23 protein-coding genes are annotated in these 26,913 nt (G+C 36.1%); 8 read left to right on the forward strand and 15 right to left on the reverse strand.

The window, feature by feature from the left end; all coding sequences use genetic code 11:
* The 9 genes from murG to mraZ all read right to left on the reverse strand — a co-directional run bounded on the left by murG (position 1) and on the right by mraZ (position 10,033).
* Positions 1 to 1,095: an undecaprenyldiphospho-muramoylpentapeptide beta-N-acetylglucosaminyltransferase gene (gene murG / locus LOK78_RS01155; protein ID WP_232633213.1), complete on the reverse strand. Its 1,095-nt coding sequence runs from the start codon at positions 1,093 to 1,095 to the stop codon at positions 1 to 3.
* Positions 1,096 to 2,289, reverse strand: a complete 1,194-nt coding sequence (locus LOK78_RS01160; RefSeq protein ID WP_232394008.1) for an FtsW/RodA/SpoVE family cell cycle protein — start codon at positions 2,287 to 2,289, stop codon at positions 1,096 to 1,098. It lies immediately after the preceding gene.
* Positions 2,290 to 2,297: 8 nt separating this feature from the next.
* Positions 2,298 to 3,632, reverse strand: coding sequence for a UDP-N-acetylmuramoyl-L-alanine--D-glutamate ligase (gene murD / locus LOK78_RS01165; protein ID WP_232633214.1), 1,335 nt, complete (start codon positions 3,630 to 3,632; stop codon positions 2,298 to 2,300).
* 6 nt (positions 3,633 to 3,638) lie between these two features.
* The gene (gene mraY / locus LOK78_RS01170) at positions 3,639 to 4,880 is read right to left on the reverse strand and encodes a phospho-N-acetylmuramoyl-pentapeptide-transferase (RefSeq protein WP_166957636.1); all 1,242 of its coding nucleotides are present in this window, start codon (positions 4,878 to 4,880) and stop codon (positions 3,639 to 3,641) included.
* On the reverse strand, positions 4,881 to 6,344 hold the full coding sequence (locus LOK78_RS01175; RefSeq protein WP_232633215.1) for a UDP-N-acetylmuramoyl-L-alanyl-D-glutamate--2,6-diaminopimelate ligase: 1,464 nt from the start codon (positions 6,342 to 6,344) through the stop codon (positions 4,881 to 4,883). It abuts the gene before it with no gap.
* The gene (locus LOK78_RS01180; protein WP_232633504.1) at positions 6,341 to 8,299 is read right to left on the reverse strand and encodes a PASTA domain-containing penicillin-binding protein; all 1,959 of its coding nucleotides are present in this window, start codon (positions 8,297 to 8,299) and stop codon (positions 6,341 to 6,343) included. Before LOK78_RS01180 ends, LOK78_RS01175 begins: the two co-directional genes overlap by 4 nt.
* A gap of 61 nt (positions 8,300 to 8,360) precedes the next feature.
* Entirely contained in the window at positions 8,361 to 8,678 is a 318-nt protein-coding gene (locus LOK78_RS01185) for an FtsL-like putative cell division protein (RefSeq protein WP_232633216.1), read from the reverse strand.
* Positions 8,679 to 8,682: 4 nt separating this feature from the next.
* A complete protein-coding gene (gene rsmH, locus LOK78_RS01190; protein WP_232633217.1) occupies positions 8,683 to 9,579 on the reverse strand; it encodes a 16S rRNA (cytosine(1402)-N(4))-methyltransferase RsmH in 897 nt (298 codons plus the stop codon).
* Complete coding sequence (gene mraZ, locus LOK78_RS01195; protein WP_166957642.1) at positions 9,566 to 10,033, reverse strand: division/cell wall cluster transcriptional repressor MraZ; 468 nt, start codon at positions 10,031 to 10,033, stop codon at positions 9,566 to 9,568. Before mraZ ends, rsmH begins: the two co-directional genes overlap by 14 nt.
* A 285-nt stretch (positions 10,034 to 10,318) precedes the next feature.
* Between mraZ and LOK78_RS01200 the strand changes: the two genes are divergently transcribed.
* Genes LOK78_RS01200 through LOK78_RS01210 form a run of 3 tightly spaced genes read left to right on the forward strand, consistent with a single transcriptional unit; the run spans position 10,319 to position 12,351 of the window.
* Positions 10,319 to 11,086 (forward strand): alpha/beta fold hydrolase, encoded by a 768-nt coding sequence (locus LOK78_RS01200; protein WP_232633218.1) that lies wholly within the window; start codon positions 10,319 to 10,321, stop codon positions 11,084 to 11,086.
* A gap of 6 nt (positions 11,087 to 11,092) precedes the next feature.
* Complete coding sequence (gene yihA, locus LOK78_RS01205) at positions 11,093 to 11,695, forward strand: ribosome biogenesis GTP-binding protein YihA/YsxC (protein ID WP_232633219.1); 603 nt, start codon at positions 11,093 to 11,095, stop codon at positions 11,693 to 11,695.
* A complete protein-coding gene (locus LOK78_RS01210; RefSeq protein WP_232633220.1) occupies positions 11,692 to 12,351 on the forward strand; it encodes a hypothetical protein in 660 nt (219 codons plus the stop codon). The genes yihA and LOK78_RS01210 overlap by 4 nt, the downstream gene beginning before the upstream one ends.
* 28 nt (positions 12,352 to 12,379) lie before the next feature.
* On the opposite strand, the gene LOK78_RS01215 is transcribed toward LOK78_RS01210, so the two are convergent.
* Positions 12,380 to 13,468 (reverse strand): ABC transporter permease, encoded by a 1,089-nt coding sequence (locus tag LOK78_RS01215; protein ID WP_232633221.1) that lies wholly within the window; start codon positions 13,466 to 13,468, stop codon positions 12,380 to 12,382.
* 7 nt (positions 13,469 to 13,475) lie between these two features.
* Positions 13,476 to 15,602, reverse strand: coding sequence for a carboxy terminal-processing peptidase (locus tag LOK78_RS01220; RefSeq protein WP_232633222.1), 2,127 nt, complete (start codon positions 15,600 to 15,602; stop codon positions 13,476 to 13,478).
* A 229-nt stretch (positions 15,603 to 15,831) separates the two neighbouring features.
* On the opposite strand from LOK78_RS01220, the gene surE reads away from it, so the two are divergent.
* The 5 genes from surE to LOK78_RS01245 all read left to right on the forward strand — a co-directional run bounded on the left by surE (position 15,832) and on the right by LOK78_RS01245 (position 20,688).
* Positions 15,832 to 16,614, forward strand: coding sequence for a 5'/3'-nucleotidase SurE (gene surE, locus LOK78_RS01225; protein WP_053971310.1), 783 nt, complete (start codon positions 15,832 to 15,834; stop codon positions 16,612 to 16,614).
* The gene (locus LOK78_RS01230; protein ID WP_232633223.1) at positions 16,607 to 16,888 is read left to right on the forward strand and encodes a hypothetical protein; all 282 of its coding nucleotides are present in this window, start codon (positions 16,607 to 16,609) and stop codon (positions 16,886 to 16,888) included. Before surE ends, LOK78_RS01230 begins: the two co-directional genes overlap by 8 nt.
* 11 nt (positions 16,889 to 16,899) lie before the next feature.
* Entirely contained in the window at positions 16,900 to 18,015 is a 1,116-nt protein-coding gene (gene lpxB, locus LOK78_RS01235; RefSeq protein WP_232633224.1) for a lipid-A-disaccharide synthase, read from the forward strand.
* 63 nt (positions 18,016 to 18,078) lie between these two features.
* Complete coding sequence (locus tag LOK78_RS01240) at positions 18,079 to 18,633, forward strand: C40 family peptidase (protein WP_232633225.1); 555 nt, start codon at positions 18,079 to 18,081, stop codon at positions 18,631 to 18,633.
* A gap of 21 nt (positions 18,634 to 18,654) precedes the next feature.
* Positions 18,655 to 20,688: a ComEC/Rec2 family competence protein gene (locus tag LOK78_RS01245; RefSeq protein WP_232633226.1), complete on the forward strand. Its 2,034-nt coding sequence runs from the start codon at positions 18,655 to 18,657 to the stop codon at positions 20,686 to 20,688.
* Positions 20,689 to 20,691: 3 nt separating this feature from the next.
* On the opposite strand, the gene LOK78_RS01250 is transcribed toward LOK78_RS01245, so the two are convergent.
* From LOK78_RS01250 to LOK78_RS01265, 4 genes are all read right to left on the reverse strand, one after another.
* A complete protein-coding gene (locus tag LOK78_RS01250; RefSeq protein WP_197276717.1) occupies positions 20,692 to 21,240 on the reverse strand; it encodes a thioredoxin family protein in 549 nt (182 codons plus the stop codon).
* Positions 21,241 to 21,324: 84 nt separating this feature from the next.
* The gene (locus LOK78_RS01255; protein ID WP_232394021.1) at positions 21,325 to 23,097 is read right to left on the reverse strand and encodes a peptide MFS transporter; all 1,773 of its coding nucleotides are present in this window, start codon (positions 23,095 to 23,097) and stop codon (positions 21,325 to 21,327) included.
* 11 nt (positions 23,098 to 23,108) lie between these two features.
* Positions 23,109 to 24,671: a peptide MFS transporter gene (locus LOK78_RS01260; RefSeq protein WP_232633227.1), complete on the reverse strand. Its 1,563-nt coding sequence runs from the start codon at positions 24,669 to 24,671 to the stop codon at positions 23,109 to 23,111.
* A gap of 18 nt (positions 24,672 to 24,689) precedes the next feature.
* Positions 24,690 to 26,912, reverse strand: a complete 2,223-nt coding sequence (locus LOK78_RS01265) for a S9 family peptidase (protein WP_232633228.1) — start codon at positions 26,910 to 26,912, stop codon at positions 24,690 to 24,692.
* Position 26,913: the final 1 nt, after the last annotated feature.

Here is a 26,913-nt window from a genome sequence, read left to right on the forward strand (position 1 = left end):
TTAGTTTTTAAGTAATTTTTCTACTTCATTTACTATATCCTTGGTAGCATTTACTAATGCCAGACCCTTAATATTCTTACCCAACTCCTCCTGCTTTTCAGGCGAAGCCATCAGTTGGGAGAATTTATTTTCAAAATCCACATCCAAATCTTCCTCTTTAATTAAAAGAGCAGCCTGCCTATTCACAACAGCCATTGCATTTTTGGTCTGATGGTCCTCAGCCACATTGGGAGAAGGAATGAAAATGACCGGCTTTCCCACAATACATAATTCTGACACCGAGCTTGCTCCAGCTCTTGAAATAATAATATCTGCGGCAGCATATGCCATAGCCATGTCGTTGATAAATGCATGAACTTGCACATCCTTGGTATGGTTATAAATTTTATACTTTTCGTAGTATAATTTTCCACATTGCCAAATGATTTGTATGTTATGGATTTGTAAAAAATCCAATTCCTTTTCAATAAGTTGATTGATTCGTCTAGCTCCCAAACTCCCTCCTAAAACCAGTAATGTTTTCTTATCTGGCTTAAGAGAAAATAGCTCATCTGCAGCCTCTTTCTTATTGTCAATTTTCAATAAATCCTGCCTTACGGGGTTTCCTGTTTTAACCATTTTTTTAGCCGGAAAGAAACGTTCCAATCCATCATAAGCCACACATATTTTATCCGCCTTTTTGCCTAATAACTTATTCGTAATTCCAGGAAATGAATTCTGTTCTTGGATAAGACTCGGAATCCCTTTAGAAACTGCCATTTGCAACAAGGGCCCACTAGCAAATCCACCTGTACCAATGGCAATATCCGGCTTGAATTGATTCACAATTTTCCTTGCCTTCAATAAACTGCTTACTAGCTTAAATGGGAAGCTTAGATTTTTCAAAGTCAATTCTCTCTGAATTCCTGAAATCCACAATCCTTTGATGTCATAACCAGCTTGAGGCACTTTATCCATCTCCATTTTATCCTTGGCACCAACAAACAAAATTTGAGCATCTGGATACCTCAATTTTATTTCATTGGCAATGGCAATGGCCGGATAGATATGACCTCCCGTTCCTCCACCAGATAATATGACTTTAATTGCGCTCATTTATATCGTTTCTGAAAGAATCTCCAAAGGATTCTCCTCAGCATTTTCTTGTTCTTTTATTTCTTCTCTTTTTACACTGACACTCAGTATAATCCCTACAGATAAACATGTCATCCAAATAGAGGTTCCACCACTACTTATCAAGGGCAATGTTTGACCCGTTACCGGGAACAACTGTACCGCTACAGCCATATTAATCAAGGCTTGAAACACTATAGGCAAACCAACTCCTAACACCAATAATTTCCCAAAGATGGTTTCAGACTTTTGTGCCACAATCACGATCCTAAACAATAGCCACAAATAAGATACCATCAAAACAAGCCCCCCTATCAACCCATATTCTTCCACAATAATAGCATAGATGAAATCTGAAGAAGATTGTGGCAGAAAATTCTTCTGTAAACTTTTACCTGGCCCAACACCTCTAATCCCTCCAGATGCGATAGCTATTTTTGCCTTTTCAATTTGATAATCCTCTTCGGTCACCTCCTCATTTGCAAAACTCTCTATTCTGCTCATCCATGTATCTACCCTATTTGGCATTGCATCTGGAAATGCCTTGGCAACCAATATAAACATGGTCAAGGACAGTATTCCAGCTCCAATAATCACTGCTAAATACTTAATAGGATAACCACCTAAGAACACCAACATCATAACCATCACAAACATGATAGCCGCCGTAGAAAAGTTGGCCGGCAAAATTAAAATAAGTATTAAGAAAACAGGCATCCAAAGTGGTAAAATTGACTCCTTAAATGTTATTTTTTTATCGTTAATTTTTGACATGTATCTAGCCACATAAACCATGAGTACCACCATGGCTAGAGTCGAGGTTTGAAAAGACATGTTTACAATAGGGATTTGTATCCATCTGCTCGCATTGGCTCCATCAATAGTAGTCCCTTGAAGCATAGTAACAACCAACAATACAACAACAACAGGCAACATAACCATTGACAAACCTCGAAAATAACGATACGGAATTTTATGAATCCCATACATGATAGAGAACCCTAAAAAAAGATGTACCAAATGCTTTATAAAAAACCCAAAAGTATTTCCATTGCCACTCACATAAGCCAAATTACTTGCAGCGCTATAAACGGGCAAAAATGAAAATATAGCCAATAAGGCCGCAATGGACCAAATCAACCTATCTCCTTTTAGATTCTTTAATAAACTCTTCATTCTATCTTTTATAAATTCCTTACCGCCTCTTTAAATTGACGTCCTCTATCCTCATAATTTTGAAACAAGTCAAAGCTGGCACAAGCTGGAGACAATAAAACATTGTCACCAGGTTCAGCAATCTTGTAAGCTATCTTTACGGCCTCACTCATAAATTGAGTCTCTACAATAACGTCTACCATTGGAGCAAAATTCTCAATCAACTTTTCATTATCTATTCCCAAACAGATAACCGCCTTTACCTTTTCATTTACAAAAGGAAAAAGCTCTTGATAATTATTCCCTTTATCTTCACCCCCAACAATCCACACTGTAGGGGCATCCATGCTTTCTAATGCATAATAAGTTGCATTAACATTCGTTGCCTTGGAATCATTGATGTAGTTTACTTTATTAATTTTTAAAACTTGCTCCAATCGGTGTTCTACACCATGAAAATTTTCAAGACTTTCTCTTATGGTCTGCTTTCTAATTTTCAATAAATGCGCTACGGTTGAAGCAGCCATGGCATTTTTAATATTGTGTTTTCCTTCTAATGCTAAATCTTTTGTTGGCATAATAAACTGGTTGTTATCTATAATTACTTTTATGTTTTCGTTTTCTATAAATGCACCATTCTCAAAAGTTTTCTTCAGTGAAAACGGCAATAATCTTGATTGAACTGGGTTGTTTTCCAACCATTCCTGAATTACCTCATCATCGGCATCATAAATGAAATAATCTTCTGGAGTCTGATTCATAATTATCCTAAACTTTGAAGCGATATAATTTTCAAATTGATAATTATATCGATCCAAATGATCTGGAGTAATATTGGTCAAAACAGCGATATGAGGCTTGAAGTCCAAAATATCATCCAATTGAAAACTGCTTATTTCAAGGACATAATTTTCATAATCATGCTCCAATATTTGCTTAGCAAAACTGTCTCCAATATTCCCTGCCAAACCTACTTGCCGTTCTTGTTTCAAAATATGATGTGTCAAGCTTGCAGTAGTTGTTTTACCATTACTACCAGTAATACCTACAATCGTTGCCGAGGTATACCGAGATGCAAACTCAATCTCTGAAACAATTTGGATTCCCTTCTCCCTTATCAATTTCACCAAAGGTGCTTTTTCTGGAATACCAGGACTCTTCATTACCAAATCAGCATTGAAAATCTCCGACTCAGTATGTTTTTCATCCTCCCATTCAATCTCATTATTTATAAGAACTTCTTTATACTTATCTTTTATGCTCCCCTTATCGGAAACAAAAACTTCAAATCCCTTTTGTTTTCCCAAAAGTGCTGTTCCCACACCACTTTCACCTCCACCTAGTATCACTAGTCTTTGAGTCATTCTTCTCTATCTAATTTTCAAGGTCACAATGGATACAATGGCGAGCATGATTCCGATGATCCAAAACCGAGTCACTATCTTGCTTTCGTGGTAACCCGATTTTTGATAATGGTGATGCAAGGGCGACATTTTAAAAATTCGTCTTCCTTCTCCATATTTTTTCTTGGTGTATTTGAAATAGCTCACCTGCATGACCACAGATAAATTTTCAGCCAAGAAGATGCCACACAAAACAGGTATTAGCCATTCTTTTCTAACAGCAATAGCAATAACTGCAATAATTCCACCAATAGTCAAACTACCCGTATCACCCATGAACACCTGAGCTGGATAAGTATTGTACCATAGGAAACCAATTAATGCTCCTACAAAGGCCGTTATGTAAATGGTGATTTCCTCAACTCGAGGTATGTACATGATATTTAAGTATTCTGAAAAAATGATATTACCAGACACCCAAGCAAAAATTCCCAAGGTCAGAGCTATGATGGCAGAAGAACCTGCCGCCAGACCGTCAATACCATCAGTAAGATTAGCACCGTTTGATACTGCCGTGATAATAAAAATAGACACCAAAATAAAGATCACCCAAGCATACTTCTTAAACTGAGGACTTATCCAAGTAATCAAGCTTGCATAATCAAATTCGTTTTTCTTAACAAAAGGAATGGTTGTTTTGGTCGATTTTTCTTCAGCTTTAAACAATTTGGAAGGTTCTGCATTAGGATTTTCGGCCAAAATCTCTTTTTGTTGCTCAACTGGCAACTTTTCTTTGATGGTTACATAATCATTGAAGTATAAAGTGGTTCCCACAATAATCCCCAAACCAACTTGCCCCAAGACCTTAAACTTACCTTTAAGACCTTCTTTATCATTTTTAAACTTTTTGATATAATCATCAATAAACCCAATAGTTCCCATCCATAAGGTGGTAACCAGTAATAAAATGATGTAGATGTTCTCCAATTTGGATATTAAAAGAACAGGAATCACGGTAGCCATTATGATGATGATACCACCCATGGTAGGCGTTCCTGCTTTCTCAACCTGCCCTTCCAAACCTAAATCACGTATGGTTTCCCCGACTTGCTTTTTTTGAAGGAAATTGATGATTCGCTTTCCAAAAATCATGGAAATAAGCAAAGACAAAATCATCGCAACCGCCGCCCTAAAAGTGATGTAACCAAACAAGGCAGCCCCAGGTAGTTGATAATGCTTTTCTAAATAGTCAAATAAGTAGTACAACATCTATTTTTGTAATTGCTTTAAAAATTCCTTTACTATTTTAAAATCATCAAAATCAAATCGTTCTCCTTTGATTTCTTGATAGGTTTCATGCCCTTTACCAGCGATTAGAATGATGTCCCTGTCATTAGCCAGTTGACAAGCCGTTTTAATGGCTTGTTTCCTATCAGTTATGGACATGGTTTTTTTGAAATTTTGAGGTTCTACTCCAGCTTCAACCTCAGAAATAATGGTCTCAGGATTTTCACTTCTGGGATTATCACTTGTAAAAATGACTTTGGTGCTTAACTGAGAAGCAATATGTCCCATTTTTGGTCTCTTGGTTTTATCTCTATCGCCACCACATCCAACAACCGTAATCAACTCTTCATTTTTGGTGCGTATACTATTTATAGTTTCCAACACATTTTTTAAAGCATCTGGCGTGTGGGCATAGTCAACAATAGCAGTAATCTTACTTGAAGACATGAGATACTGAAACCTACCTGAAACACTTTCCAAATCACTTATCAATCTTAGGATTTCAACCTTCTCAAGTCCCAGCAAATCTGCAACTGCATAAATAGCTAAGATGTTATATGCATTGAAATTGCCAATCAATTTTGTCCATACTTCATTGTCATCTATCTTGAGCAACAAGCCACTAAATTGATTTTCTAGAATCAGCGCTTTATAATCGGCATAACTTTTTAAGGCATAGGTGTATTTTTTTGCCTTCGTATTTTGCAACATAAATGACCCATTTTTATCATCTACATTAACCAAAGCAAAAGCAGATTCAGGCAGTTCATCAAAAAAGCGCTTTTTGACATCTCTGTATTCGGCAAAGGTTTTATGGTAATCTAAATGGTCGTGAGTCAAATTTGTAAAAATTCCTCCTGCAAAATGAAGACCCAAAGTTCTATTCTGATGAATACCATGGGAGCTCACTTCCATAAAGCAATACTCCACCCCTTCATCATTCATCATCTTGAGATATTTATTAATCGTCAAGGAATCTGGTGTTGTGTGAGTTGCTTTATACTCCTTTGAATCGACCATAACTTTCACTGTAGAAAGCAAACCAACTTTATAGCCTGCGTTCTTAAACAACTGATACAGTAAAGAAGCTATGGTAGTTTTACCATTCGTACCTGTCACTCCTACTAATTTCAAATTTTCGGATGGCATGGAATAATAATTAGATGCCATGATAGCCAAGGCGCTTGATGCATTTTCAACTACTACGTAAACCACACCATTGACTAACTCAATAGGTAATTTTTCACAAATAATAGCTGAAGCGCCTTGACCAATAGCCTTATTAATGTAATCATGGCCGTCTGTAACAGTACCTCGAATTGCTACAAATATGTCGTTCTCAGAAATAGCCCTTGAATCAAACTCAATTTTGTTTACAGACAAAGAAGTATTGCCCACAACAGAATTGAGAGAAACTTTATATATTATGTCCTTTAATTGCTTCAAGATGCTTTTATAATTATTGTTTGATTTTGTTTTAACTTTTCACCCTTACCTATGGACTGGGATTTTACTACTCCATTTCCTTCAACTTGAACCTTAACTCCGATATCCATATTTTCCAACAAGGAAATGGCATCCATAAGAGGTAGTCCAGTCACATCTGGCATAATTGTTTTATGGTTTTGAGCCAATTTGAAAAAGGACTCATATTCACTCCCTACTTTAAGGTCATTGACTTCAAGAGACTCAACTTGATCAATAATAGGTGTATCGGTAAATATTTTTTGGGCAATTCTTTTAAACACAGGACCGGAAACATCCGCTCCATAAAATCCCTTTTTAGTACTTGGTTTATGAATTACTACTATACAAGAGTACTTAGGATTTTCAGCCGGAAAATATCCCGCAAAAGAAGACACATATCGTCTATTCTCTTTCCAACCATCCATCCAATATTCAGATCTTGCCGTTCCTGTTTTTCCCGCCATGGAGAAATATGGTGAATACAATGAGCTCCCCGTACCTCTTTCCACAACATGCTTCAATATATCTTGAACCTCCTTTAATGTCTTATCCGAACAAATCTTATCGTTCATTATTTCTCCTTCAAAGGACTCCAAGGATTTATTCAATTCCTTTACCTCTCTAATAAATCTAGGCTTCACCATAACCCCATCATTAGCTATGGCATTATAGAAAGTTAGCGTGTGAAGTGGTGTTAATTCCAAATTGTAACCATAAGCCATAGAAGGCAACGCGTTTCTACTCCACTTTTCGTGACCAGGGCCAGGAATATCTGGTGTTCCCTCACCGCTTATTGGCAATCCTAATGGCTCATTGAGCTTCCAATCTTTCAATCGGTTAATAAATTTTTCCGGATTGTCTTTATAACCCTCATCTAGAATAGTTGCCAAACCTATATTTGAGGACACCTCTAAAGCTCTAGCAGCTGAAATTTCACCAAAACCACCACGATGGGAATCATTAATTGTACGACCATAGAAGTACTTCTTACCGTTTTTAGTATCCACAACGGTTGATGTATCGACCAACTTATCTTCCAAAGCAGCCATTAAAGCTATAGTCTTAAACGTAGACCCAGGCTCCAATGCCTCCCAAACAGCATAATTGCGTTTTTCATAGTAAGTCCCCTCACTTGTTTTTGCTAAATTGGAAATAGCTCTTATCTCACCAGTTTTTACTTCCATGACAATCACACATCCGTGATCTGCTTCATAATACTCCAACTGCTGCAATAAGGAATGATGTGCGATATCCTGAATATTGGTACTTATTGTGGTATAAATATCATATCCATCTTTAGGTTCCACTTGATTATAGTCAGTCATTGGCTTCCATTCTCCTTTTCCTATTTTCTGCTTTAGCCGCTTACCGTCTGTGCCTCTTAAATATTTAGCCCCAAAAGCCCCATCTATTCCAGCTCTTGTAACATTACCTTTTTCATCAAAACGCTCATACCCAATTGATCTATGAGCAATTCCTCCCATGGGATATTCCCTTTTAGTGGTTTGCTCAACAATCAATCCTCCTTTGTATGCTCCAAGATTCAGCATGGGAAAATTTCTTAAACGCAAATAATCCGAATAGCCAATATTTCTAGCTAATAGATAATAGCGGTTTTTATTAGCCCTAGCATTTCTAATGTTTTTCTGATAGTATGAAGATGGCTTCCCTGAATATTTTGAAAGGGAATCACATAATGGCTTCAAGTATTTTTCAAAGGTTTTGGCAGAAGGGGTTACAGCGTCGATCCGAATATCATATTTTGGAATACTCGTTGCTAACAAATTCCCCCCTACAGAATAAACATTTCCGCGATTTGCCGGAATAACAACTTGTTTCACCAATCGACTCTCAGCTAACGCTCGATACTTTTCACCATTGATAAATTGTATACTGAAAAGTTTAAACACAACTAGAAGAGCGAAGATGAACATACATCCTGCTAAAAAATACAATCGGTTTAATATGTTCTTCTCGCTTATTGCCAAGTTGAACCTAATTTTTAGAATTTACTTTTATTTTTGTCGGCGGTATTTCTGAAATCATGATACCCTTCTCTTTCATCAAGACTTCCACAGTAGTCTCATTTTTCAACCTCATCAATTTACTCCTCCCCTCTACAAAAGCCGAATGAAGTTCTTTCACCTCATTACTCAAACGAGCTATTTCATGGACTTTAGCATCTGCACTATGAGAACTAGCAATCATAACCATGGCCAAAACAGACAAGAACAGGATCATTCTCCAATTCTTAAACGAATCATCACTGACCAAAAACGTTCCTTTTAATATGCCTGAAATTTTACCGCTCACTACTTTATAATTTTTCAGCTATTCTCAATTTTGCACTCCTAGCCCTACTGTTCATTTCTATCTCTACTCGAGAAGGCACGATCAACCCTCCTATTTTTTTCATCGGCACCTCAAAATTCCCAAACATATCCCTCTCAGGCTCTCCTTCAAACATACCGTTCCTTATAAAGCGTTTTACTAATCTATCCTCCAACGAGTGATACGATATGACGCTCAGCCGACCTCCTTTTTTTAAAACTTCAGGAACCTGCTCCAAAAACTCTTTCAGCACTTCTATTTCCTGATTTACTTCTATACGTATGGCTTGATAAATCTGAGCCAAAACCTTATTCTCCTTCTTATGATTCAAAAAACGTTTCAGCACGTCTTTTAAATCACTAGAAGTCTTAATTTCTTTTTGATTTCTTTGATGAACTATTTCTCTCGCCATAACAGGAGCTTGTCGCAACTCGCCATAATCTTTAAGTACCCTTCTTAGGTCACTCTCATCATATTCATTCACCACATGATAAGCAGACAATCTACTTTGTTGATTCATCCTCATATCCAAATCGGCGTCAAAGCGAGTAGAAAATCCTCTTTCAGCGACATCAAATTGATGTGAAGACACTCCAAAATCACCTAGCACACCATCCACCTCCTTCACACCATGAAACCGTAAAAATCTTTTCAGATATCTGAAATTCTCATGGATAAGTTGAAATCTCGGATCGTCAATTGTATTTTTAAGAGCATCTGGATCCTGGTCAAAGGCATACAATCTGCCATTCTCTCCAAGTCTATTTAGAATTTCCCTGCTATGTCCGCCACCTCCAAAAGTGACATCTACATAAACACCATTCTCTTTAATGTTTAGACCATCAACGGTCTCTTTTAGCAAAACTGGATTATGATATTCCATCTTCATCATCTTGTCCCATTACCTCTTCAGCCAAATCTGCAAAATCAAGGGCAGCATCATCAATCGCCTTTTCATAGCGATCTTTATCCCACACCTCAACAATATTGATTGCCGATGACAACACAATCTCTTTCGAGATATCTGCAAAAACCACCAAATCCTTAGGAATTAACAACCTACCTGAATTATCCACTTCAATAATTTTCACTCCCGCTGTAAACCTCCTGATAAAATCGTTATTCTTTTTCTTGAATCTATTAAGCTTATTCACCTTTTGCATCAAGGCCTCCCATTCATCCATAGGATATAATTCAAGGCAAGGTTGAAAAACAGCTCTCTTTAAAACAAACCCCTTCTCCAAAACAGGCATTAGCTGCTTTTTAAGCGGAGCAGGCAACATCAGCCTCCCTTTCGAGTCAACTTTGCATTCGTATGTTCCTATTAATGAGTTCAAAAGCCGTATAGATCTATAAAAACCAAATATATTGAAAAATATACCACTTTTTACCACAATCTCCCACTTTGTTGATAATTTTTCGACCAAACAAATCTTTAATTCGACATGAACACTTGCCAATGCCCTAATTCAAAGAGGTTCATAGTTTGGAAAAAAGTGGGAGAACTACACGCCCTAAATTGTTAATATCTGTCAGCTCACATTTAAATTCAGGTTAAAGATTTAGAACATATTAATTATGATTTACCTATATTTGTTTTTGATGAATAGACCAAATTATTAATGGCTCATAGACTTAAAAAAGAGAAGAGTTACAGCTATATTGAAGTAGGAGAAGGAACCCCAATCATTGTTTTACACGGTTTGATGGGTGGGTTGAGTAACTTTGATTCCGTTACTGATTATTTCAGTAAAAAAGGTTTTAAGATTGTAATTCCGGAACTCCCCATTTACACCATGTCCCTTTTAAAAACGAACGTAAAAAGTTTTGCTAAATACCTTTACGATTTCATTGAATATAAAGGCTTTAAAGAAGTAATCCTGCTTGGAAATTCGTTAGGAGGACATATCGGACTTTATCACACTAAACTTTATCCTGACAAGGTTAAGGCTTTAATCATAACAGGCAGCTCTGGTCTTTATGAAAGTGCAATGGGAAGTGGATATACAAAAAGAAGCGACTATGAGGTGATCAAGAAAAAGGCTGAAGAAGTTTTTTATGACCCTAAAGTAGCTACTAAAGAAATTGTTGACGAGGTTTTTGCAACAGTCAATGACCGAAATAAACTAATAAAAACACTTGCAATTGCTAAAAGCGCCATTAGACATAATATGGCAAAAGACCTCCCCAATATGGACATCCCAATTTGTATTATTTGGGGAAAAAATGACACGGTAACACCACCTGAAGTTGCTGAAGAATTTCACGAACTTCTACCCGATTCTGACCTCTTCTGGATTGATAAATGTGGTCATGCGGCTATGATGGAACATCCTGATGAATTCAATGAGATATTGGATAATTGGCTTACCAAAAAAGGCTACAAATAAGATAACATGGAAATAAAGTCAGCGGAATTTGTGATGAGCAATTCTGACGTTGCAAAATGTCCTAAAAACAATTTGCCAGAATACGCATTTATAGGACGAAGCAATGTTGGTAAATCTTCTTTAATTAACATGCTGACCAATAGAAAGAGTTTAGCAAAAACCTCTGGAAGACCGGGCAAAACACAGTTAATCAACCATTTTATAATAAATGGCAATTGGTATTTGGTGGATCTTCCTGGGTATGGTTACGCGAGAGTTTCTAAAAGTGCCAAAAAAACATTTCAGAAATTTATTACTGAATATTTCAGCAAAAGAAAACAACTGGTGTGCGCCTTTGTTCTTGTCGATATTAGACACAAACCCCAACCTATAGATTTAGAATTCATGCAGTGGTTAGGCGAGAACATGATCCCTTTTTCCATCATTTTCACCAAAGCCGACAAACTAAAACCGGGTGCTATTAACAAGCATATTGAAGACTATAAAAGTGATATGCTTCAATTTTGGGAGGATATGCCCAATTATTTTATAACCTCCTCATCCAAAAACGTAGGTAAGGATGAGCTCTTGAATTATATTCAAGATCTTAATCAGAATTTGTTTAAATGAAACAAATCCTAGTCGTTATAATCATTTCGATATTAAGTTTTCCCACATTTTCTCAAGATAAAATTTACCTTGATACAAATGGGAACGAAATTAGCTGGAAAAAATTCAGAGCTAAATGGGGAGCGGATTCCCTTAATTCAACATGGAGCTATTTTAAAAATGACACCCAGTACTTTCAACTTTCCAAAAATTTATATTTGAAAGGTTTGTTTGATTACAGCCAAATACGGAATCAATTAGAAGTTATTACACCATATAAAATCCCCCACAACTGGTCAATAGTCATAGAATACAGATACAAAGATGACCTTTGTACAAATAACAGAGATAACATTTGGGATAACATAGAAATAACTGACCGAAAAATGTTTCTAAATGACATCCAGAAATTACTAAACGAAAATGAAATTTATTTTATCGTCTTGTTTGAAGAGGGAATCAAATTAAAAAATAGAAAATCATTTAAATCAGAATACTTTTTTAATGACCCGGACAATTTCTTTAAGAACAAACTACAATTAACTCCTACACTTTGCGGAACCTTTATTGCCATAAACCCCAAAGGGGAAACCTTAATAAGAAATGGCGAATATCGGGCCGACCAAATGGCCGATCATCTTCTCCCTGTCAATTGGAGTCAATTTTTTCATGATTAAAAAAGGAAAGCTAAATCCTTAGAGAACATTAACCCTTAACATCCAAAGCGTCTCTCAATGCATTCCCCATGAGCATAAAGGCCATTACCAAACTCATAATGCACAATCCTGGAATAATGGCTAAATAGGGTTTTCCTAAAATGATGTAGTTATAGTGATCCTTAATCATGGCGCCCCAACTAGCCATGGGTGGTTGGGCTCCAATTCCTAGGAAACTCAAACCACTCTCTATCAAAATAGCTGATGCAAAATTAGCTGCCGAAATAACAATAACCGGAGCCATAATATTAGGTAGGATATGTTTTGCAATAATCCTAAAATCATTGTAACCCAAAGCCCGAGCTGCCGTTACATACTGCATTTCCTTCACACTCATAATTTGACCTCTTACCACTCTAGCCACTTCCACCCACATAGTCAAACCAACAGCAATAAAAACTTGCCAAAACCCTTTGCCCAATGCCAATGTTATGGCAATTACAAGAAGTAATGTAGGGATAGACCAAGTCACATTGATGACCCACATGATAACAGCATCTATTTTCCCTCCAAAATAACCGGCTAAACTCCCCATGAAAATCCCAATAATTAAGGAAATAAAAACAGCCACAAAACCTATAAAAAATGAAATTCTAGCTCCCACCAACACTCGGCTCAACAAATCGCGACCGTATTTATCCGTTCCAAAATAGAAAGTCTTTTCTTCCAATAATTCCTTTTCTGAAATACCATTAAGAGCCAAGTATTTCTCCTGCCCTTCAAGCCCATCTGCAGCATACTCTGTATAAAAAAGAGTATCCTTTTTAACTGTAAAACTGGAAATTGGAACTTCGGTTCCCGTATTTCTATCACCAAAAAAAAGTTTACTAAAAAAACCTTGATTCGAATTCAACTCAGAAGGAATGGAAATCATTTGAACCTTAAATCCTGGTTTTTTAGAATGGATTGCCAAATGCATCTGATTGGCATTTTGGGAATTATCAGGTGCCAATGGATAAGCGAAAATAGCAACCAATCCCACCAAAACAATAAAAACAAAACTAAAAACGCCCCAAAAATTCTGTTTGAATTTTTGGAGCGCTAATTGCCACAATGAGTTGTTATTAGCTTCACTCATTCTTTATTTATTCCTTTACTGAAGAAGCTGCCACTTTTTTGATAGAATAAGTCATTTTTAGATCTTCCAAAACATTTAAGGCTTCCTCGATGTAAACATCTTGACTTAACGATTTATGCCAACTATCTCTTCTGTCTTTGAGAACCGTATCATTAGCAAATAACTTTTGTTCATAAGGTAAAGATTCAAAAACAAGATTGGTTTCATATTTGGAAATCTTATCAAACTTTTTAGCTTCCTCCTCATTCTTCTCCAACATTGCTTTGTAAGCCTCATAATTTAAGGAGTGTTGGGTTTCATCCATTCTAGCTTTCACCCATTTAGCATTCTCCTCAATTAATTTCAACTGCTCATTATCTGCCATTCTCTTCTTACTATTGCTTATAGTAGTATCATAATCAAAATAACTATCCCATAAATCATAATCAACGGCATCAATCTTATCCCAAGGAAGCGGATTCTGCTGATCTTTCTCACCAATATTTATAAAACTATATCTATCAGGTACAACTACATCACTCTTAACACCTTCCAATTGTGTAGAGCCACCATTAATTCTGTAGAATTTTTGAGTGGTTATCTTAAGGGCTCCCAAATCACCTTCTTGATTGTTTCTCACCATTCGGTTTAGATCATAAAGATTTTGCACGGTTCCCTTTCCAAAGGTCTGCTTGCTACCTATAATGATTGCTCTTTTATAATCTTGCATTGCTGCTGCTAAAATCTCTGAAGCTGATGCCGATAATTCATTTACCAAAATCACTAACGGACCATCCCAAACAATGCTGCGATCATCATCTTTCAACACTTCTTTCTCCTCGTTAGATCTAACTTGAACTACAGGACCGTCTTTGATAAACAAACCAGCAATATCCACTACGGTTTGAAGCGACCCTCCTCCATTATTTCTCAAATCCAAGACGAGCCCTTCCATACCTTCTGACTTCAATCTTTCAATTTCCTTCTTTAAGTCTGAAGCGGCATTTCTGTTTTTGTAATCTTCGAAGTCAACATAGAATTTTGGCAAATTAATAACTCCGAATTTCTTATCGTCTTTTCCTACCATTGCAGACTTGGCATAAGTTTCTTCCAATTCCACAATATCCCTGGTTATGTTTATATCTTTAATTGTTCCGTCCACTTTCTTGATGGTCAATGTTACTTTGGTACCTTTAGGACCCTTAATTAACTTAATCGCATCATCTAAACGCATTCCAACAATATTTACTGCTTGGTCTTCGTCTTCCTGACGAACCTTCATTATGATATCCCCTACTTCCAACTCTTTACCTTTCCATGCTGGCCCTCCAGAAATCAATTCTACAATTTTGGTGTTATCCATTCTTTTCTGAAGTCTCGCTCCGATACCTTCTAATTTCCCAGACATTTGTTGGTCAAATCGCTCTTTGTCCTCTGGAGCAAAATAAAAAGTATGGGGATCAAATTCACTGACAATGGCATTCACATACATGGCAAACCAATCCTTTCTCGCTAAATCGTCTACATAATCCGTGTAATACATATTGATGGACTTCAAGGTTTCTTCTCTAGACTTTGATTCCAACTCAGACATAGACTTCTTATCAGTTGAAGTTGAATCATTTTCCTGCATTACAATTAAATCATCATAATTGGCAAGATTGGTAAATTTCAACTGCTTTCTCCAACGGTCACGCATTTCTTTTTTAGATGACACATAGGCCTCATTCTCATAGTCTGAGCTATAAGTCTCGTTCACTGTATAATCAAAAGGCTTGTCCAAAACATCCTTATAAATAGCCTTAGCTTCCTCGATTCTTTTAATCAATCTATCATGCGTCAAACTAAAAAATGAAATGTCATAGGCTTTTAATTGATCATCAAGCTCATACTTATACTTTTCAAACTCCTCAATATCTGATTTGTAGAAATATCGCTTCAGGGGATCAATTTGATCTAAGTAGTTGTTATACACCTCTTTTGAAAAGTCGTCATTAAAGTCCCTTGGAGAGAAATGCCCCCTTTGAAGGACATAGGTAATAACTTGAACTAACAGTTTGTCTTTATCTGGATCATCAAAAGTCTTGGTGGTAAAACTACAAGATGCAAATGCCAACAACAACACCAACATCAACACTTTATAATTCCTTTTCATAAATCTTATCATATTAATATAAAATTAGCCCAATATAGGTGTTTTTTGGAAATATCATAGCACCTGTAAGAAATCGGCTAATTCTCTTAGGGTTTAAATCTTAATTCTACTAAAATAAAGAAAAAACTATGCCAATAAAATCTGCCGCTGATAATTTTTTGTTAAACAGAATAGCATGGGCTTTCCGTTGGAATTTATGTATTTTAGCGAAACTCAATAAAATTTGCTTATGACGACTAAAAAGCCCTTGATTTTGGTAACCAATGATGATGGGATTTCAGCCCCAGGTATTAGATCTTTAATTGAAGTTATGAATCAAATAGGCGATGTTGTAGTAGTGGCTCCAGATAGCCCTCAAAGCGGCATGGGACATGCGGTTACATTAAACTCCACGCTTTACTTAGAGAAAGTGGTCATAGACCAAGGAAACCAAGAAGAATATAGCTGTTCTGGAACTCCCGCCGATTGTGTGAAAATGGCCATCAAGGAGATTTTAAAAAGAAAACCAGACATATGTGTTTCGGGTATTAACCATGGTTCGAACTCATCCATTAATGTTATATACTCTGGAACCATGAGTGCCGCAGTTGAGGCAGGAGTTGAAGGCATACCTGCCATAGGTTTCTCATTATTAGATTATGATTACAATGCCGATTTTTCTGCTGCAAAAGAAATAGCTAAAACAATAACCCAATCAGCCTTGAAACATGGCATTCCTACAGATGTAGTTTTAAATGTGAACATTCCTAAGGCCACAAAAAATGAGATTAAAGGGATTAAAATATGCAGGCAAGCCAGAGCCAATTGGGAAGAAGAATTTGACAAACGGAAAACACCACAAGGCAAAGATTACTATTGGCTGACTGGTAAATTTGTAAATCTTGATCAAGGTGAAGATACGGACGAGTGGGCTCTAGAAAACAATTATGTCTCTGTGGTTCCCATACAATTTGATTTAACGGCTCACCATGCTATACAAAATTTAAATACTTGGGACTTTAATCATGAATAAACAAGTTATTTTAGGCATGCTCATTGGGTTTGCATTCACCCTTTTGGGCTTTATATTAATTCTATTAGTGTTCAGTTCCCAAGTAAGCGTCACAGAAGTTATTGAAGCAGCCATCAAGGAAGGTTATTTAGTAAAACTTATCAGTTTTGCAAGCATCATTAATATCGGTCCGTTTTTTTATTTCATAAGAAAAAGAAAAGATAATCGTGCTAAAGGAGTGATTTTTGCCACTATTTTGATAGCTCTTATCATGATAGTTTTTAAATTTATATAATTTTCAATCCGATGAAATATTACATCATAGCTGGAGAAGCCTCAGGAGACTTACATGGCTCCAACCTCATGAAAGCATTGCTTAAGGAAGACCCTCAGGCAGATTTCAGATTTTGGGGTGGCGACTTAATGGCTTCGGTTGGAGGCGAATTGGTAAAACACTATAGGGATTTGGCTTTTATGGGTTTTGCCGAAGTTGTTATGAACCTTAGAACCATTACCAAAAATCTAGCATTTTGTAAGGAAGATATTTCCAAATTCAATCCCGATGTACTTATTTTCATTGACTACCCAGGCTTCAATCTTAGAATTGCTAAATGGGCTAAGGAAAAAAATATAAAAACTCATTATTACATTTCCCCGCAAATTTGGGCTTGGAAAGAAGGTCGCATTAAAGATATCAAACGGGATATTGACCACATGTATGTGATTCTACCATTTGAGAAAGACTTTTACGAAAAGAAACACGGTTACCCTGTAGAATTTGTTGGCCATCCACTTATTGATGCCATTTCAAGCCGAACTCAAGTAGACGAGTTTGAATTTAGGGAAACGCATCAGTTGGGAGACAAACCCATTATAGCCTTATTACCAGGGAGCAGAAAACAAGAAATTACCAAAATGCTTTCTGTCATGTTGTCCTTGGTTGAAGATTATCCCGATTATGAATTTGTTATAGCCGGCGCACCAAGTCAAGAGTATAGCTTTTATGAGCCCTTTATCAAGAATAGCAATGTGCATTTTATTTCAAATAAAACTTATGACCTTTTAAGCGTTTCCACAGCTGCCTTGGTAACCTCGGGAACTGCAACTTTGGAAACAGCCCTTTTTAAGGTGCCTGAAGTAGTATGCTATAAGGGTAGTTGGGTTTCATATCAGATAGGAAAACGTTTGGTAAAAAACATCAAATACATTTCTTTGGTAAACCTCATTATGGACAAAGAAGTTGTTACTGAATTGATACAGTCCGATTTTAATAAGACCCGATTAAAAAAGGAATTGGATATCATTTTGGATGATTACGAGCGAACCAAATTCTTCATTAACTATTATGATTTGGAGAAAAAATTAGGAGGCAAAGGCGCTAGTGAGAAGACAGCACAACTCATTTATCATAACATACAATAGCGTTACACATCTTTTTTGAACCCAAACCAAGAATTTCTATAGGATATTTTTTATTTTGGCAGGATGCAACGAATCTTAACCTTCCTTTTTGCCTTTATGTTACTTGCTTCTTGTGGTGCTTCCAAGAAAGCAAAAGTAGTTACTAAAAGAGATAAGCAAACCAGCTCGTCAACCTCTTCTGCCAAAAGTGATAATTGGTCTACTAATGCAGAGAGCACCTCCACTGCAGACTATTCCACCATTAAAAAAATTATCAAAGAAGCAGAATCCTACAGAGGAACAAGATACAAATATGGCGGAACGACTAAAAAGGGCATGGATTGCTCTGGATTGGTCACCACTGCTTTTAAGAGTGAAAATATTGCTCTTCCACGATCTACAGGCGAATTGTCTTCATACGGAGATTGGATTGATTTGAAAGAAGTCAAAGAAGGTGATCTCCTGTTTTTTGCCACATCAAAAAATAGCCGTAAGGTGAACCACGTGGGATTGGTTGTAAATGCCCGACCAGGTTTTGTGCAATTTATTCACTCCACAACAAGCGCAGGAGTCATAACTTCCCAACTTTCAGAACGTTACTGGTATTTCGCCTTCGTTCAGGCGCGTCGAGTTATGTAAGTTTTTTACTATCTTAATAGGATGAAAGCCTTGAATTTCATCCTCATAAAACTTACCTTGTGTCTTGTTTTGGGCATTTGGCTAAGTAGAACATGGCAAATTTCTTTATCCATTTCGGCTCTGCTATGTAGCATTTTTATACTAGCGTTTACAATTGCTTATTTCTATCAGAGAAATTCAACAAAAAACTTTATTTGGTTCGGTTTTCTAGGTTTTGCAACCATGATTTTGATTGGATGCTTGACTGAAAACATTCATAAAGATTTGAATAACAAAAATCACTATTTATATTCCGAAGCATTTCAGAATCAATCCCCAACTAAACTCACCTTCAAAATCAAGGAAACATTAAAGTCCAATTCATTTAGCGACCGCTATGTTGTCTCCATTTTAGAATTAGATTACAAAAAATCCATGGGAGACGCACTTTTACTTGTTAAAAAAGATTCCACCTTAAGAGAACTCAAAATAGATGATATAGTTCTTAGTAAAACCAAATTAGAGCCCCTTAAACCCCCATTAAATCCGGGACAATTTGATTATTCAGCCTATTTAAGCAACAAACAAATCTATAGTCAAATATATGCGACCAACACCCAAATCTTAAAAATTGGAGAACAGAGAAGCCTAATAGGATTAGCTGATCAGGTAAGAAATACCATTCATAAAAAACTGTCTAAGTATAATTTTTCAAAAGATGAATTGGCGGTAATCCAAGCACTTTTACTTGGTCAAAGGAATCATATAAGCAGTGAACTTTACAATGACTATACTAATGCTGGGGCCATACACATTTTGGCAATTTCTGGATTGCATGTGGGTATTATTTTGCTCATACTTCAATGGCTTTTAAAACCCCTGGAACAATTTAGATATGGTAAATGCTATAAAATGGTTTTGATCATTTTTCTCATTTGGAGTTTTGCAGTCATTGCAGGTCTTTCAGCTTCAGTTACTAGAGCAGCAACTATGTTTACAGCGATTGCTATTGGCTTAAATTTAAACAGACCTACAAACACCATTAATAGTTTGGCTATTTCTGCTTTTGTTCTTCTCGTTCTAAAACCCTCCTTCCTATTTGAAGTTGGTTTTCAGTTAAGCTATTTGGCCGTATTGGGCATTGTTTTGTTTCAACCCTTTTTTGACAGATTTTGGAACCCGAAAAGCATCATTCTTAAAAAATTCTGGCAAGCGGCCACAGTATCCTTGTCTGCTCAATTTGGCATTTTTCCATTAACGCTCTATTATTTTCATCAAATTCCAGGATTATTTCTCCTTTCAAACCTCGTTGTCATTCCTTTACTAGGATTCATTCTTGGCTTGGGAATTGCTTCCATTTTAATGGCATTACTCAACATACCTCAGAATCCCATTTTTGATTTGTTTGGCACATCCATTGAAACTATGAATCGCTTCTTTGGATGGGTTTCAAAGCAGGAACCTTTTCTTTTAAAAAACATCTATTTCAATATGACGATGGTTTTGCTATCCTACATCATAATCGCTTACATGTATAGGCTTAAAAACAATCCCAGATTTAAACACCTTATTTGGATTACGTTTGTAATTATCCTTTTACAACTAAGTTTTATATATGTCAAATTCCAAAACCAACAGAGCAATCAATTAATCGTATTTCATAAAAGCAGACAGACCATTCTAGGTATAAAACATGGTAGGAAACTTCACATTCAATCAAAAGATTCTAGCGATAACCTTTACTTTTTAAAAGACTTTAAAACAGAAAGATTTATTAATCAAATCACATACGATAGTATTCATCCATATTATAGCCTTAATAACACACGAATTATAGTGATTGATAGCTTGGGGATTTACGGTTTAAAGGCTGAAAAGGCAGATATTATCCTATTGCGACAATCACCTAAAATTAATTTAAAAAGAATGATCGACTCTCTTAAACCAAAACAAATCATTGCAGATGGCAGCAATTATAAAAGCTATATAGAGCGTTGGAAGGAAACCTGTAAAATAGAAAAACTCCCCTTTCATTCTACAAATGAAAAGGGAGCCTTCATCATTAATTTGAATTAGTCCTTAGTTCGAAAACTCTGGTTTGAATGCTTGAAAATAAGCATTAAAATCCTCTTGAGTTTTCATATTTTCATGAGCGTTATCCTTAAATAACTTCAAATACAATTCCAATTGTTGTGGCGTTTTATAACCAATTATAGGTGAAAGATATTCGGCATTTTCATCCATAAACACTAATGTGGGATAAGAACGAATCGAAAAATACTGAGACAACTGGTGTTGTGAATTTCTTCGATTGGCCTTTGCAGGATCATAATTAGGATTGGAAAATGTTTTCCCTTTGAAATTGATAGTTTCATCACCTTCAGCATTGAACTTTACTGCATAGTAATGCTCATTCACATATGCTACCACATCTTTGTTGTGAAAGGTATTTTTATCCAACATTTTACAGGGACCACACCAATTGGTATAGGCATCCATAATTATTTTTTTTGGGTTCTTTTTCTGAAGTGCTACCGCCTCTTCCAATGTCAACCAATTAATTTCTTGTGCAACACTGCTCAAGGTCATCCCTAAGACAGCTATTAAAACAACATATATTTTTCTCATAATATTTAAAGTAGTAAAAGTGGACAATAACTTACAAAAGAGCTAGAAACTAAACCAATTTCCGACCCAATTTAACGTTTTCCACTAGCGAACACCATGCATAAGTTTCTTAATCCAAGGATAAAGTACCATGGACAATACTGCTAATGCAAATGATACACCCGTTAAAATCCAGAAGAAATAGCTAATTCCATGTTCATCTGCTATACCCTCGGAAGATTCAGCAAACATCCCTGCCAATTTCATACCAATAGCTATGGCTAAATACCATATACCAAACATGGTCGCAATCATTCTAGCAGGAACCAATTTACTTACATAGGATAAACCTACTGGCGAAATACAAAGTTCTCCCATGGTATGGAATAGATAAACAAGGATCAACCAAATCATGCTCACAGAAGCCGTTTCCTGTCCAGGTGCAATTCCATTTGCTCCAAAGGCCACACAGGCCATTCCAACACCCAATAACATCATCCCAATTGCCCATTTCATGTTAGCATTAGGATTGTATTTGCTTTCCCACCATTTTGAAAATAAGGGAGCCAGCGTTATGATAAATAAGGAGTTTAATACAGAGAACCAAGAAGCTGGAACTTCCGCTTGGTCTTTTTGGAATTCAGAGATCAACATCCAAATAGCAATTGCCCATACTATCAAGAAACTTAGACCAAGAAAAATATTAGATAAAGAATACTTAGAAAAAGTCTTTCTAAATAGCATTCCTAAAACCCAAGTAATTAATCCAAGTGGAACAATCGTTATTAATGAGTTGACAATTTTAAAAGTCAATCCAGCACCGCCCTCTAAAGTTCTTTGGGTATAATCCCTAGCAAAAACGGTAAGTGAACTTGGAGACTGCTCAAAAATGGCCCAAAAGAACATGGTCACGAAAGCAAAGAAAATGATGGCAATCATTTTTTCCCTTGTTGTTTTCACATACTTAGGAATCCTAATAAATAATAGCAGAATAAAAATTAACAAAGCCATCAAAATGATTATCGTTGGTCCTGTCAAACCGAAAGCCTCAAAACTAAACAAATTGATACGGCCTTCTGATATCTTTGAAATTGGGTCATTTAGAATCCATGCCAAACCTAATACAGCAGAGACCAAAATCATAACCCTCTGTAATGGTGTAAAAGGATTCAGTTTATCTTCAGATTCAGGGTCAATGGGAGAAGTTCCCGCCACTATATCTATAACATCTTCATTCTTATTTTTTGGTTTTAAGGCGATATTACCAAATATTCCTTGAGCAAACCAAAATTGCAACAAGCCAAACAACATAAAAATACCGGCTACTCCAAAGCCCCAAGACCAACCTACCTTTTCTCCAAGATATCCACAAAGTAAAATTCCTAAAAAGGCTCCGGCATTTACTCCCATATAAAAAATGGTATAAGCTCCATCTTTCTTTTCGGGTTTCTCTTTGTACATTTCAGAAATAATAGAAGTCATGTTTGGTTTGAAAAATCCACTTCCAAATACCAAGAATGTTAATCCCAAGTAAATAAAGAATGTTGTTTCCAAAGCCATACAAGCGTGGCCAAGTGTCATTAATAAAGCTCCAATCACTACGGCCTTTCTAATACCTATTACGTTATCTGCAAAATATCCTCCCAACATTGTGGAGAGATATACCAAAGATGTATAAGTTCCAAATATGGCGTATGCCCATTCTGGTGGCCAACCCCATCCTTCATCCATAATAGAAGCTGTGAAAAATAGGATTAAAAGTGCTCGCATTCCATAATATGAAAAACGCTCCCACATTTCAGTAAAAAACAAAACAAAAAGTCCTGCAGGATGCCCTAGAACTTTATCCTTAAACAGATTTTCGATGTCAGTATTCATAGTATAATTAGTTAATTAATTTTCTCATCTGCAAGTTCAAAGCCTTCTGTTAAATCATCATTTATTTCTCTTTCATTGTCTTCAGCTCCATGGGTTAATCTCTTAAGAGGTTTTAATAAAAATATAAAAATTGTACCGATAATAACCGTAAAGACTAGTATTCCTAAAAATACAGCATACTCCCCAAATTCTGATGCAGACTCTCCAACTATTCCTGCTACTTTGCTGCCTAAACCTGTAGCCGCAAAATAGACTCCCATCATTAACGATGCATACTTTATAGGAGCCAATTTTGTAATAAAAGATAATGCAACTGGAGATAAACATAATTCACCTATAGTATGAAAGAAATAAGCTAAGACGAGCCATATCATACTAGATGATCCAGATTGTTGAAATTCCATAGCCGCGAACACCATGAATAAAAATCCAAATCCCATAATAATGATTCCTAAGGCCATTTTAAATAAAGATGAAGCTTCTTTTCCTTTTAACTGTCTTTTTGCCCAAATACCCGCCACAATGGTAGCAAAAATGGTTATGAACCCAGCATTTAGACTTTGAAACATCACAGTAGGAATTTCCCAACCAAAAAGAACTCTACGTGTATTTGATTCTGTATATAGGTTCATCAACCCTCCTGCTTGTTCGAATGCCCCCCAAAAAATGATAACCATAATAAATGATAACAATAACACAAGAAACCTATCTTTGAAAACTTGACTTTCTAACTCCTTATAAATCATCATCAAAAGGGCTGTAATAACAGTAAGAAAAACAAACAAAAGACCATAAGCCCATCCCAATTTATACCACCCAAAAAGAGACACTACAAAAAGAACAAATGAAATAAATAATTGTTTTTTACTCGTGAATAATTTACCAAATAATTCTCCGTATGAAATCTCATTTTCATCATTTGAATGCCGATCAATATCTCCTACATGGCTTAAATACTTCAATCCAGCAATATAATTTATTAATCCTAAAACCATCACAACTCCTGCTAAACCAAACCCTGCGTGCCAACCCCATTCTGCAACAACCAAACCAATTATTAGAGTTGCTAAAAGAGAGCCTAAGTTTATCCCGATGTAAAATATACTGAACCCTTTATCTCTTCGAATATCTCCTTCCCGATAAAGTCCACCAACCATTGTTGATATATTTGGCTTTAACATACCTACTCCTAGTATAACTAAACCAAGACCAGTGTAAAATGCCCAAGTGTCAGTTAAAACCAAAACACCATGCCCCAAACAAAGGACTATGGCTCCTATCAATACCGCCTTTTTTTGTCCTAAAAGTTTGTCAGCGATCATTCCTCCAGGAATAGACATTACATAGACTAACATGGTATACCATCCATACAGCGCTAATGCTTCTTGATCGGTCCAACCTAAACCAGCTCCCCTTGGATCATTCCCTAAAGCTGAAGTTGTCATATATAATACCAGTAACGCACGCATCCCGTAATAGGAAAAACGCTCCCACATTTCAGTTAAAAATAAAATATAAAGCCCTACGGGATGCCCAAAAAGTTCTTTTTGTTTAACTGTTGTTGAATGAGTCATAATATAAAGTTAGTTAGTTTATCCTTTGATTTCTGATTTTTCTTCTTGTTCCAAATCTTCTTTTTGGATTTTGTCCCCTAAGGTTTTATCAATAAAATGGGACATTTTTTTATAAAGATGAAGTCTCGTATTTCCGCCATAGATGCCATGATTTTTATCTGGGTAAATCATCCACTCAAACTGTTTATCTGCCTGAATTAAGGCTTCCACCATTCTCATGGTATTTTGTAAATGCACATTATCATCTGCAGAACCGTGAATTAACAAGAAGTCCCCCTTTAATTTATCTACATGACTTAATGGCGAATTCTCATCATAACCCGTAGGATTTTCCGAAGGTGTAGTCATATAACGTTCAGTATAAACTGAATCATAAAACCTCCAGCTCGTTACCGGCGCAACAGCTATAGCCATTTTAAACACATCATTCCCTTTAAAAAGGGCATTACTACTCATAAAGCCTCCATAGCTCCATCCCCAAATTCCAATTCGTGATTGATCAATATAAGAACGTTCTCCCAATTTTTTAGCTGCGGCAATTTGATCTTCGACTTCATACTTCCCTAATTGCTTTTGAGTGACTTTCTTAAATTCAGCTCCTTTAAAACCAGTTCCTCTCCCATCAACACAGGCAATAATGTACCCTTTTTGGGCCAAATATTGAAACCAATAATCATTACTACTATTCCAGCTATTGCTTACCGTTTGTGAACCCGGACCGGAATATTGATACATGAATAAAGGATATTGTTTATTTTCATCAAAGTTTGCAGGCTTGATCATCCACATATTTAATTCCTCTCCATTCACTTGAATGGTACTGAATTCCTTTTGTGAAGTAGTATAATCTTGTATTTTCTCCGCTAATTTATCATTGTCTTTGATACTCTTGATGACATTTCCATTTTTAGCATCATTTAAAGTATATTCTGGAGGGGTTGTAGCACTAGAGAAAGTATTGATGAAAAATGAAAAATCTGCGCTAAATGACGCATTATTCGTTCCTTCACTCTTTGTTAAACGTTCTTTATCCCTTCCATTTAATTTAACCGAGTAAACATCTCTATTAATGGATCCATTTTCAACAGATTGATAGAATATTTTCTTTTCCTTTTCATCATAACCGTAATAGTTGGTTACCTCCCAATCTCCTTTAGTTACTTGATTCACGAGCTTACCATGTTTGTCATAATGGTAAATGTGATTGAACCCATCTTTTTCACTAGTCCAAATAAAACTATTGTCCTTTAAAAAGGTTAAGTTATCAGTAACATCTACATAAGCCCCATCTCTTTCCTCCAATACCAATTCAGGATTTCCTTTTTTGGTGTCAATCATCCAAAGATCCAATTCATTTTGGTGACGATTTAGATATTGAGCACTTAAAACATCTGCATCTTGGCTCCATTTTATTCTTGGAATATAAAAATCTGTGTACGATTTGTTCACTTCAATTTCTGATACTTTATCAGCGTTCAAATCATATAGATGTAGTGAAACTTGAGAGTTAGCTTCTCCCGCTTTTGGGTACTTGAACGCATCTTCATGAGGATATAAATCCATTCCATAAACATCCATAGTGAATTCTGGAACCTCAGTTTCATCAAACTTGATAAACGCAATTTTATCACCATCGGCATTCCAATCAAAGGCTCTCACAAATGCAAATTCCTCTTCATATACCCAATCGGTAATACCGTTGATAACTTTATTCTTCTCTCCATCAAAAGTGAATTGGGTGGTCTCCCCTGTTTTCAAGTCTTTAACAAAGAGATTATTCCTTTTTCCGTATGCTATTTTGTCACCTGAAGGAGAAAAGGTAGGCTCTTGAATCTTATCTTCAGAAACTAAAGTTAATGCACCTGTTTCTACATTATAAACATAGTACTTTCCAAGTGCCGAATGTCTGTAAATAGCCTGCATTTCTGTAGCCAAAAGAATTTGACTTTCATCTTCACTAAAAGTGTAATCTGTAAAATATCTCACCTGATCCAAATCTTTTGAATCCACCAAAGTTCTGACCTTCTCCAAGGTTTGATAGTCATAGACCTCTATGGAAGTTGAGGCTGTATTTCTATTGAAGTTTAAAACTGAATATTGTTGCCCATTGGCCATAGAATGCAGAGCGTCCATTCTTTCGGTTCTGAAAGTTCCGGTCCATATGTCTTCTAAGGTTATTTCTTTATTTTGGGCTGATATTAAAAAGGTTGCTAAAAAATAAAAAAGGAAGAATTTTCTCATT

Origin of the sequence: Mangrovimonas futianensis (assembly GCF_021245805.1) — a bacterium.
Classification (GTDB): domain Bacteria; phylum Bacteroidota; class Bacteroidia; order Flavobacteriales; family Flavobacteriaceae; genus Mangrovimonas; species Mangrovimonas futianensis.

What these genes read in the sequence shown, in the direction of transcription:
- murG (WP_232633213.1), bottom strand. Translation starts at nt 1,095, where the DNA reads ATGAGCGCAATTAAAGTCATATTATCTGGTGGAGGAACGGGAGGTCAT.
- LOK78_RS01160 (WP_232394008.1), bottom strand. Translation starts at nt 2,289, where the DNA reads ATGAAGAGTTTATTAAAGAATCTAAAAGGAGATAGGTTGATTTGGTCC.
- murD (WP_232633214.1), bottom strand. Translation starts at nt 3,632, where the DNA reads ATGACTCAAAGACTAGTGATACTAGGTGGAGGTGAAAGTGGTGTGGGA.
- mraY (WP_166957636.1), bottom strand. Translation starts at nt 4,880, where the DNA reads ATGTTGTACTACTTATTTGACTATTTAGAAAAGCATTATCAACTACCT.
- LOK78_RS01180 (WP_232633504.1), bottom strand. Translation starts at nt 8,299, where the DNA reads ATGTTCATCTTCGCTCTTCTAGTTGTGTTTAAACTTTTCAGTATACAA.
- rsmH (WP_232633217.1), bottom strand. Translation starts at nt 9,579, where the DNA reads ATGGAATATCATAATCCAGTTTTGCTAAAAGAGACCGTTGATGGTCTA.
- LOK78_RS01200 (WP_232633218.1), top strand. Translation starts at nt 10,319, where the DNA reads ATGGCTCATAGACTTAAAAAAGAGAAGAGTTACAGCTATATTGAAGTA.
- yihA (WP_232633219.1), top strand. Translation starts at nt 11,093, where the DNA reads ATGGAAATAAAGTCAGCGGAATTTGTGATGAGCAATTCTGACGTTGCA.
- LOK78_RS01210 (WP_232633220.1), top strand. Translation starts at nt 11,692, where the DNA reads ATGAAACAAATCCTAGTCGTTATAATCATTTCGATATTAAGTTTTCCC.
- LOK78_RS01215 (WP_232633221.1), bottom strand. Translation starts at nt 13,468, where the DNA reads ATGAGTGAAGCTAATAACAACTCATTGTGGCAATTAGCGCTCCAAAAA.
- LOK78_RS01220 (WP_232633222.1), bottom strand. Translation starts at nt 15,602, where the DNA reads ATGAAAAGGAATTATAAAGTGTTGATGTTGGTGTTGTTGTTGGCATTT.
- surE (WP_053971310.1), top strand. Translation starts at nt 15,832, where the DNA reads ATGACGACTAAAAAGCCCTTGATTTTGGTAACCAATGATGATGGGATT.
- LOK78_RS01230 (WP_232633223.1), top strand. Translation starts at nt 16,607, where the DNA reads ATGAATAAACAAGTTATTTTAGGCATGCTCATTGGGTTTGCATTCACC.
- lpxB (WP_232633224.1), top strand. Translation starts at nt 16,900, where the DNA reads ATGAAATATTACATCATAGCTGGAGAAGCCTCAGGAGACTTACATGGC.
- LOK78_RS01240 (WP_232633225.1), top strand. Translation starts at nt 18,079, where the DNA reads ATGCAACGAATCTTAACCTTCCTTTTTGCCTTTATGTTACTTGCTTCT.
- LOK78_RS01245 (WP_232633226.1), top strand. Translation starts at nt 18,655, where the DNA reads ATGAAAGCCTTGAATTTCATCCTCATAAAACTTACCTTGTGTCTTGTT.
- LOK78_RS01250 (WP_197276717.1), bottom strand. Translation starts at nt 21,240, where the DNA reads ATGAGAAAAATATATGTTGTTTTAATAGCTGTCTTAGGGATGACCTTG.
- LOK78_RS01255 (WP_232394021.1), bottom strand. Translation starts at nt 23,097, where the DNA reads ATGAATACTGACATCGAAAATCTGTTTAAGGATAAAGTTCTAGGGCAT.
- LOK78_RS01260 (WP_232633227.1), bottom strand. Translation starts at nt 24,671, where the DNA reads ATGACTCATTCAACAACAGTTAAACAAAAAGAACTTTTTGGGCATCCC.
- LOK78_RS01265 (WP_232633228.1), bottom strand. Translation starts at nt 26,912, where the DNA reads ATGAGAAAATTCTTCCTTTTTTATTTTTTAGCAACCTTTTTAATATCA.